Here is a 7,385-nt window from a genome sequence, read left to right as displayed (position 1 = left end):
GCGGCCTGGCGCGCGGGCGTGACTTGCGCGATCTGGGCCAGGGCCGGCAGCGTGGCAAGGAAGGCCAGCGAAAACGCGGCGAAGAAGGTGGCGACGATTTTTCTCATGGCATGCGGGATGTTGAATGAAGGGTAAATGGACTGCGGCCGGGAGGCTTGTCGGCTTACGCCCTTTGGGCTAAGCCGACCTACGGGCCTAACAACTGGTGCGCCAATAGCAATTGGGGCTCCCGAAAGAGCCCCAATCATCTTACTCCGGCTGGGCCGGATCGACAGGATCGGCTGGTTCAGCCGCTGCCGGCGCAGGCGCGGCGTCCGCCTCCGTCGTCAGCTCGACTTCGTCGATATCCGTTTCCACCACGCGCTGCAGGCCGGACAGCTTGGTGCCGTCTTCCACGGCGATCAGGGTCACGCCCTGCGTCGCGCGGCCCATCTCGCGGATTTCCGACACGCGGGTGCGGATCAATACGCCACCGGTGGTGATCAGCATGATTTCATCGCTGGTATCGACCAGGGTCGCGGCAACCACTTTACCGTTGCGCTCGCTGGTCTGGATGGCGATCATGCCTTTCGTGCCACGGCCATGGCGCGTGTACTCGGTGATCGGCGTGCGCTTGCCGTAGCCGTTTTCCGTGGCCGTCAGCACCGACTGCTGCTCGTTCTCGGCCACCAGCAGGGCGATCACGTGCTGGCCTTCTTCCAGGTTCATGCCGCGCACGCCGCGCGCCGTGCGGCCCATCGGACGCACATCGTTTTCGTCGAAGCGCACTGCCTTGCCCGAATCGGAGAACAGCATCACGTCGTGCTGGCCGTCGGTCAGCGCCGCGCCGATCAGGAAGTCGCCGTCGTCCAGGTCGACCGCGATGATGCCGGCCTTGCGTGGATTGCTGAAATCCTTCAGCGGCGTTTTCTTGACGGTGCCGAGGCTGGTCGACATGAACACGTAATGGTCTTCCGGGAACGTGCGGTTCTCGCCCGACAGCGGCAGGATCACGGTGATCTTTTCGTTGTCCTGCAGCGGGAACATGTTGACGATCGGCTTGCCGCGCGAATTGCGCGAGCCTTGCGGCACTTCCCACACCTTCAGCCAGTACATGCGGCCACGATCCGAGAAGCACAGGATGTAGTCGTGTGTATTGGCGATGAACAGCTGGTCGATCCAGTCTTCCTCTTTGGTCGCCATGGCCTGCTTGCCGCGTCCGCCGCGCTTCTGCGCGCGGTATTCGGAAATCGGCTGCGCCTTCATGTAACCGGTGTGCGACAGGGTCACGACCATGTCCTGCGGCGTGATCAGGTCTTCCGTTTCCAGGTCGGTCGCGTTCAACTCGATCTGCGAGCGGCGCACGTCCTTGTTGCCGGCGCCGTATTCGTTCTTCGCCGCCGTCATTTCATCGGTGATGATGACGGTGACGCGTTCCGGCTTGGCCAGGATGTCGAGCAAGTCGGCGATATGTTCCATCACGTCCTTGTACTCGTTGACGATCTTGTCCTGTTCCAGGCCGGTCAGGCGCTGCAGGCGCATCTGCAAAATTTCCTGCGCCTGGTCGTCCGACAGCTTGTACAGGCCATCGGTCTGCATGCCGTAGTGCTTCGGCAGGTTTTCCGGACGGTAGGCATCGATGCCGCCTGGCGTCGTGCCGTCGCCCGTGCGGGCCAGCATTTCGCGCACGACGGACGAATCCCAGGCCTTGGCCATCAGCTCGACCTTGGCGATCGGCGGCGTCGGCGCGGCCTTGATGATGGCGATGAAGTCATCGATATTGGCCAGCGCGACAGCCAGACCTTCGAGCACGTGACCGCGTTCGCGCGCCTTGCGCAGTTCGAACACGGTACGGCGCGTGACCACTTCGCGGCGGTGCGACAGGAAGCATTGCAGCATCTGCTTGAGGTTCAGCAGCTTCGGCTGGCCATCGACCAGGGCCACCATGTTCATGCCGAAGGTGTCTTGCAACTGGGTCTGCTTGTACAGGTTGTTCAGCACCACTTCCGGCACTTCGCCCCGTTTCAGCTCGATCACCACGCGCATGCCCGACTTGTCGGATTCGTCGCGAATGTCGGAAATGCCGTCGAGCTTCTTGTCGCGCACGTTTTCGGCGATGCGTTCCAGCAAGGATTTCTTGTTGACCTGGAATGGCAGCTCGTCGACGATGATGGCGATGCGGCCGCCATCCTTGCCGTATTCTTCGAAGTGGGTCTTGGCGCGCATGACCACGCGGCCGCGGCCCGTGCGGTAGCCGTCGCGCACGCCCGATACGCCATAGATGATGCCGGCGGTCGGGAAATCGGGGGCGGGAATGATCTCGATCAATTCATCGATCGTGCATTCCGGGTTGCGCAACACATACAGCGCGCCGTCGATGACTTCGGTGATGTTATGTGGCGGAATGTTCGTCGCCATGCCGACGGCGATGCCGGACGAGCCATTGATCAGCAGGTTAGGGATACGCGTCGGCAAGACCGTCGGTTCCTTTTCCTTGCCATCGTAGTTGGGCTGGAAGTCGACGGTGTCCTTGTCGATATCGGCCAGCAGCTCGCCGGCGATCTTGTCCAGGCGGCACTCGGTGTAACGCATCGCCGCGGCGCCATCGCCGTCGACGGAACCGAAGTTGCCCTGGCCATCGACGAGCATGTAGCGCAGCGAAAAATCTTGCGCCATGCGCACCAGTGTGTCGTAGATCGAGGCATCGCCGTGGGGATGGTACTTACCCATGGTTTCGCCGACCACGCGGGCGCACTTGACGTAAGGGCGGTTCCACACGTTATTCATTTCATGCATCGCGAACAAGACGCGGCGGTGCACTGGCTTCAAGCCATCACGCGCATCGGGCAAGGCGCGACCGACGATCACGCTCATGGCGTAATCGAGGTAGCTCTTGCGCATCTCTTCTTCGAGGGAAATAGGAATTGTTTCTTTTGCGAATTGATCCATTGGCGGTTCGACTGATCTCAGGCTGTGGTTAACTTATCTGTTACGCAATGTATGACGCAATACTGCATATCCTGGGTGGCTGTCGTCGTGGACGCCGCACCGCGCGCTGCTGGCCCGGCCCGGCTTCCATGTCGCAGAGTGCCCGAGCAAATCGGCGGGCTGGCGGCACGGTCAGTACGCGTACCACAGGGGTACGTCCTGGCCATGCAGTGCCGCCGTGGGCATTTGCTCGACACTCTTGACAGTCAAGCACACGATTTTAGCATGCGCGCCCAGCTACCTGTACAAATTGGCCATGCCGACAATATTGTCAGATTGCACCAGGGCCACGCACGCCGGCCGGCCGATAATGCACAATGGCAATATCAGTTCAATACGCCTGCCCTTCAAAGTGGCAAAAAAAACGATCAATTGTTACAGATGCGTTACAAATGGGCATTTTCGTTGCGCAAAAACAACGCGCGGTCTAAAATCGGGCAAGCTTTGATTTAACCACCGTCGTGTGCCCCTGATGCGTGTGGCAAAATGACTGGGAAGTTAATTGCTAGTTTCGCAATCTGAAACGAGCGCATATGGTCTACATGATAAAATCTTGGCACGTAGCACCAGTAGCGCAGTGTTGTTCTGCGGATATCACCCCCCGAAAGGAAAAAAGAATGAATAAATTTGTAACGCTGTTTTTCGCTGCATCCGCAGTGATTGCTGGCTCGGCTTCGGCCCAAACCCCAACCTCCCCACCATTCGCGCCAGTTACCACTGACATCAAAGCACCAAGCCCGAAAAGCGCTTACGTGCAAGATGCCCGCGGCGTGATCGTGCGCGATCCATTCGGTCTGTGCTGGCGCACCGGCTACTGGACACCTGCTGACGCAGTGCCAGGTTGCGACGTGCCACTGTGCGTAGAGCCAGAAACCCTGCAAGACGGCAAATGCGTGGCTCCACCAGCGCCAGTCGTACCAGCACCGGCACCAGTCGTTGTCGTACCAGTACCAGTCGTTGTGGCTCCTACCTCGGAAAAAGTCAGCTTCGCTGCTGATGCATTCTTCGATTTCGACAAAGCTACGCTGAAGCCAGAAGGCAAAGCCAAGCTGGACGAGCTGACCGCACAACTGGGCGGCATCAACCTGGAAGTCATCATCGCTGTGGGTCACACTGACTCCGTCGGCACCGATGCTTACAACCAAAAACTGTCGGTACGTCGTGCTGATGCTGTCAAAGCCTACCTGGTCACCAAAGGCGTTGAAAGCAACCGCGTGTACACCGAAGGCAAAGGCGAGAAACAACCTGTTGCTGATAACAAAACTGCCGAAGGCCGTGCGAAAAACCGTCGCGTGGAAATCGAAGTTGTTGGTACCCGCAACAAGTAATAGCTGAGCCCCTGGACTTGCCGCAAGTCATCGCGCAAGTCAAGGACAGCATGAAAAACCCCGCCAAGGCGGGGTTTTTTTTCGTCCGTGGCTGCCCGATTGTAAAATTGCCGCTATTATTCGACCTATGAACGCCGACCCTCTCGAAATCCAAAAATTCAGTGAGCTGGCCCACCGCTGGTGGGACCCCACTTCCGAGTTTCGTCCCTTGCACGAAATTAACCCCCTGCGCCTGGAATGGATCAACGCGAAAGTGCCGCTGGCCGGCAAGCGCGTGATCGACATCGGCTGCGGCGGCGGCATCCTGGCCGAATCGATGGCCCGCAAGGGCGCCGACGTGACGGGCATCGACCTGTCCGACAAGGCCCTGAAAGTGGCCGACCTGCACAGCCTGGAGTCGGGCGCCAAGGTACGCTACAAGCTGATCGCCGCCGAAGCCATGGCCGAGGAAGAGCCGGGCCAGTACGACGTCGTGACCTGCATGGAAATGCTCGAGCACGTGCCGGACCCCGCCGCCATCGTGAAAGCCTGCGCCACGCTGGTCAAGCCGGGCGGCCACATCTTCCTGTCGACCCTGAACCGCAACCCGAAAGCGTACCTGTTCGCCATCCTGGGCGCCGAGTACCTGCTGCGCCTGCTGCCGAAAGGCACGCACGACTATGACAAATTCATCACCCCATCCGAACTGTCGCAATACGCGCGCAACGCCGGCCTGGACGTCAACAGCATGCGCGGCATGGGCTACAATCCGCTGACCAAGATTTACTCACTTAATAGCGATACCAGCGTCAATTATCTGGTGGCCTGCACCCGGCCGCTGTAACCATCACGCACAATACAAGGCGGCTGCGGCCGCCATTTTTCATTCTTACTTGACACCTTTTGCCCGCCATGATCACAGACCATCTGCCAGCCCCGCGCGCCATCCTGTTCGACCTCGACGGCACCCTGGCCGACACCGCGCCCGACCTGGCGGCGGCCATCAATCTGCTGCGCGCGCGCGCCGGCCTGGCGCCGACCCCGTATGACATCCTGCGCCCCACCGCCTCGGCCGGCGCGCGCGGCATGATAGGCGCGTCGTATGGCGTGCAACCTGGCGAAAGCGGCTACGAAGCCCTGAAAGACGGCTTCCTGAACAATTACGAAGCGGCCCTGGCCGTGGAAAGCCGTTTATTCGACGGCATCCCCGCCATGCTCGATGGCCTGCAAGCACTGGGCCTGGCCTGGGGCGTGGTCACCAACAAGGCTTCCCGCTTCACCGACCCGCTGGTGGGCCAGATCGGCCTGGGCGGCGCCGGCTGCGTGATCTCGGGCGACACCATGGCGCACCCGAAACCGCACCCCGCCCCCCTGCTGGAAGCGGCGCGCCGCCTGGAGCTGGCGCCGCAAGACTGCTGGTACGTGGGCGATGACCTGCGCGACATCCAGGCAGGCCGCGCCGCCGGCATGCGCACGGTCGCCTGCGCCTGGGGCTACTGCGGCCCCGTCGAGCCACAACACTGGAAAGCCGACCACCTGCTGGACACGCCGCTGGCCCTGCTCGAACTGGTGACTGGCGTGGTGAAGGCGGCGCAGGCGCGACAGCTGGCGGCATAAATCGGCCTCCTCTTGATCTGGCGCGCCAACAAACGAATGCATCATGCAAGAGTGTGAAGATTGCGCTACAATGAAGGTTCTGTGGGGACGACCTGGTTTCGACGTGGGTTGCAAAGCAGCGCAGGGCATACCGAGGGCGGGCTACCTCGTAAATACAACCTGAAAAAACTTAACTGCAAACGATAACTCGTACGCACTGGCAGCTTAATTGCTGTTAGCTCTAGAACACCTCGTCCCTGGGGTGGGCCGTTAAAAGCTCTAGAGTCATTTACAGGGACTCGTCTGATGCTGGGTTACTTAGCGTCCGACTAAATAATAGGTAACTCGCTTGCCCATAACGTGCACATCCGTGCTGGCTGAGTTAAATTAAATGATAGTGCTAAGTATGTAGAACTGTCTGTGGAGTGCTTGCGGACGCGGGTTCGATTCCCGCCGTCTCCACCACTGAATAAATAAAAGGGCTTCCCCGTTTTGGCGGGGAGGCCCTTTTTATTTATTCCATGCATGCAGCGCGCGGGCATTGAATCCGCGTCCGGTACGGGCGCGGGGGTTTTGCGGGGCCTTCGGCGAGCGCAGCTCGGCGCCGCAAAACCGGGTTGCGCTTGCAAGCGCAACCCCCTCCGATTCTTCTGGCCAAGTTTTGCGCCGCAGGCGGTTTTTCCTAACGACAAGCTTAGCGGCTCAGGCTGTATGCAAATGCCGGACCTGCCCCTCGCTCTGTGTCAGGGGCCAATGATATAGTGCCGGGAATGTACTCACTGAAGGAAAACACCATGAAAAACGACGCAACCGCTCGCCCGCAAGCAAACCAGGCACCTGCCAGACTCAGCAAAGGGGACTTCGTCACCGCACTGCGCAAGCTGCTGCAGGAAGCAGGAAAGGCCGGCAAGACCGACGTGGACGTACGCGCTGCGACCCTGCACACCGACGTTGGCGTTTATCCCGCGCGCGGCCACTCGATGCCGACCTGTTGCACGGTAATGTATGAAGAGATGCAGCCGGGTGACGAGATACTGCTGGCGCCATCCGGCGGCAAAGGACCTACCCTTCTGGTACGGTATAAATTCCCGCGCTGAGAATCGCGATCTTAAGCTACTGATGGCGATTCAGAGCGGTAATCGGCCCCGTCCGCTTACGCCCCGAAGCGGTCATAGAACTACCGAAGTAGGCGGATCAATGAAGTGAATTCACAGCGTCCTGGATATCGTTGATCAACAATGCGAGATCGGCCTTGTCGCCGTGCATGTCGAGTTCACGAGTGGCAATCAATCCCATGGACAGCGGCCCTGGCGCTGGGTCGCAAGGACATCCGGACACAAATCCTTCGCACCAACCTGGTTGTCGCAGGATAGATTGTCCAGGCGGCCAGCCTTTCGCTGCCAGAGACTGAATCTGCTGAATAGCTGATTGAATCTTCCACAAGAGCATTATTTTATCTTCCATTTTTCTTGCACGCACGAGTGAGTGAGTGAGTGAGTGAGTGAGTAAGTAAGC

At 59.7% G+C, this 7,385-nt stretch carries 7 protein-coding genes and 1 other RNA gene; 6 read left to right on the top strand and 2 right to left on the bottom strand.

Annotated features, from left to right (window positions below; translation table 11 throughout):
* Positions 1-249 precede the first annotated feature (249 nt).
* Positions 250-2,928, bottom strand: a complete 2,679-nt coding sequence (gyrA, locus tag K0F86_RS05085) for a DNA gyrase subunit A (protein ID WP_219133267.1) — start codon at positions 2,926-2,928, stop codon at positions 250-252.
* A gap of 264 nt (positions 2,929-3,192) precedes the next feature.
* Between gyrA and K0F86_RS05080 the strand changes: the two genes are divergently transcribed.
* The 6 genes from K0F86_RS05080 to K0F86_RS05055 all read left to right on the top strand — a co-directional run bounded on the left by K0F86_RS05080 (position 3,193) and on the right by K0F86_RS05055 (position 6,967).
* On the top strand, positions 3,193-3,420 hold the full coding sequence (locus K0F86_RS05080) for a hypothetical protein (RefSeq protein ID WP_219133266.1): 228 nt from the start codon (positions 3,193-3,195) through the stop codon (positions 3,418-3,420).
* A gap of 164 nt (positions 3,421-3,584) precedes the next feature.
* Positions 3,585-4,295: an outer membrane protein OmpA gene (ompA, locus tag K0F86_RS05075; RefSeq protein ID WP_219133265.1), complete on the top strand. Its 711-nt coding sequence runs from the start codon at positions 3,585-3,587 to the stop codon at positions 4,293-4,295.
* Positions 4,296-4,422: 127 nt separating this feature from the next.
* Positions 4,423-5,118: a bifunctional 2-polyprenyl-6-hydroxyphenol methylase/3-demethylubiquinol 3-O-methyltransferase UbiG gene (gene ubiG, locus K0F86_RS05070; RefSeq protein ID WP_219133264.1), complete on the top strand. Its 696-nt coding sequence runs from the start codon at positions 4,423-4,425 to the stop codon at positions 5,116-5,118.
* 68 nt (positions 5,119-5,186) lie between these two features.
* Complete coding sequence (locus tag K0F86_RS05065; RefSeq protein ID WP_219133263.1) at positions 5,187-5,891, top strand: HAD family hydrolase; 705 nt, start codon at positions 5,187-5,189, stop codon at positions 5,889-5,891.
* 83 nt (positions 5,892-5,974) lie between these two features.
* Positions 5,975-6,335: a transfer-messenger RNA gene (ssrA, locus tag K0F86_RS05060) on the top strand.
* A gap of 329 nt (positions 6,336-6,664) precedes the next feature.
* Positions 6,665-6,967 (top strand): HNH endonuclease, encoded by a 303-nt coding sequence (locus K0F86_RS05055; RefSeq protein ID WP_219133262.1) that lies wholly within the window; start codon positions 6,665-6,667, stop codon positions 6,965-6,967.
* A gap of 97 nt (positions 6,968-7,064) precedes the next feature.
* On the opposite strand, the gene K0F86_RS05050 is transcribed toward K0F86_RS05055, so the two are convergent.
* Positions 7,065-7,334: a hypothetical protein gene (locus K0F86_RS05050; RefSeq protein ID WP_219133261.1), complete on the bottom strand. Its 270-nt coding sequence runs from the start codon at positions 7,332-7,334 to the stop codon at positions 7,065-7,067.
* Positions 7,335-7,385: the final 51 nt, after the last annotated feature.

Source organism: Janthinobacterium sp. UMAB-60, assembly GCF_900095235.1.
In the GTDB taxonomy this organism is placed as follows: Bacteria; Pseudomonadota; Gammaproteobacteria; order Burkholderiales; family Burkholderiaceae_D; genus Janthinobacterium.
Note: the sequence above shows the minus strand (reverse complement) of the source record. Positions and strands in the feature narration are given on the sequence as shown.

Coding starts and splice junctions, on each gene's coding strand:
- ompA (WP_219133265.1), top strand. CDS start 3,585: ATGAATAAATTTGTAACGCTGTTTTTCGCTGCATCCGCAGTGATTGCT.
- K0F86_RS05065 (WP_219133263.1), top strand. CDS start 5,187: ATGATCACAGACCATCTGCCAGCCCCGCGCGCCATCCTGTTCGACCTC.
- gyrA (WP_219133267.1), bottom strand. CDS start 2,928: ATGGATCAATTCGCAAAAGAAACAATTCCTATTTCCCTCGAAGAAGAG.
- ubiG (WP_219133264.1), top strand. CDS start 4,423: ATGAACGCCGACCCTCTCGAAATCCAAAAATTCAGTGAGCTGGCCCAC.
- K0F86_RS05050 (WP_219133261.1), bottom strand. CDS start 7,334: ATGGAAGATAAAATAATGCTCTTGTGGAAGATTCAATCAGCTATTCAG.
- K0F86_RS05080 (WP_219133266.1), top strand. CDS start 3,193: ATGCGCGCCCAGCTACCTGTACAAATTGGCCATGCCGACAATATTGTC.
- K0F86_RS05055 (WP_219133262.1), top strand. CDS start 6,665: ATGAAAAACGACGCAACCGCTCGCCCGCAAGCAAACCAGGCACCTGCC.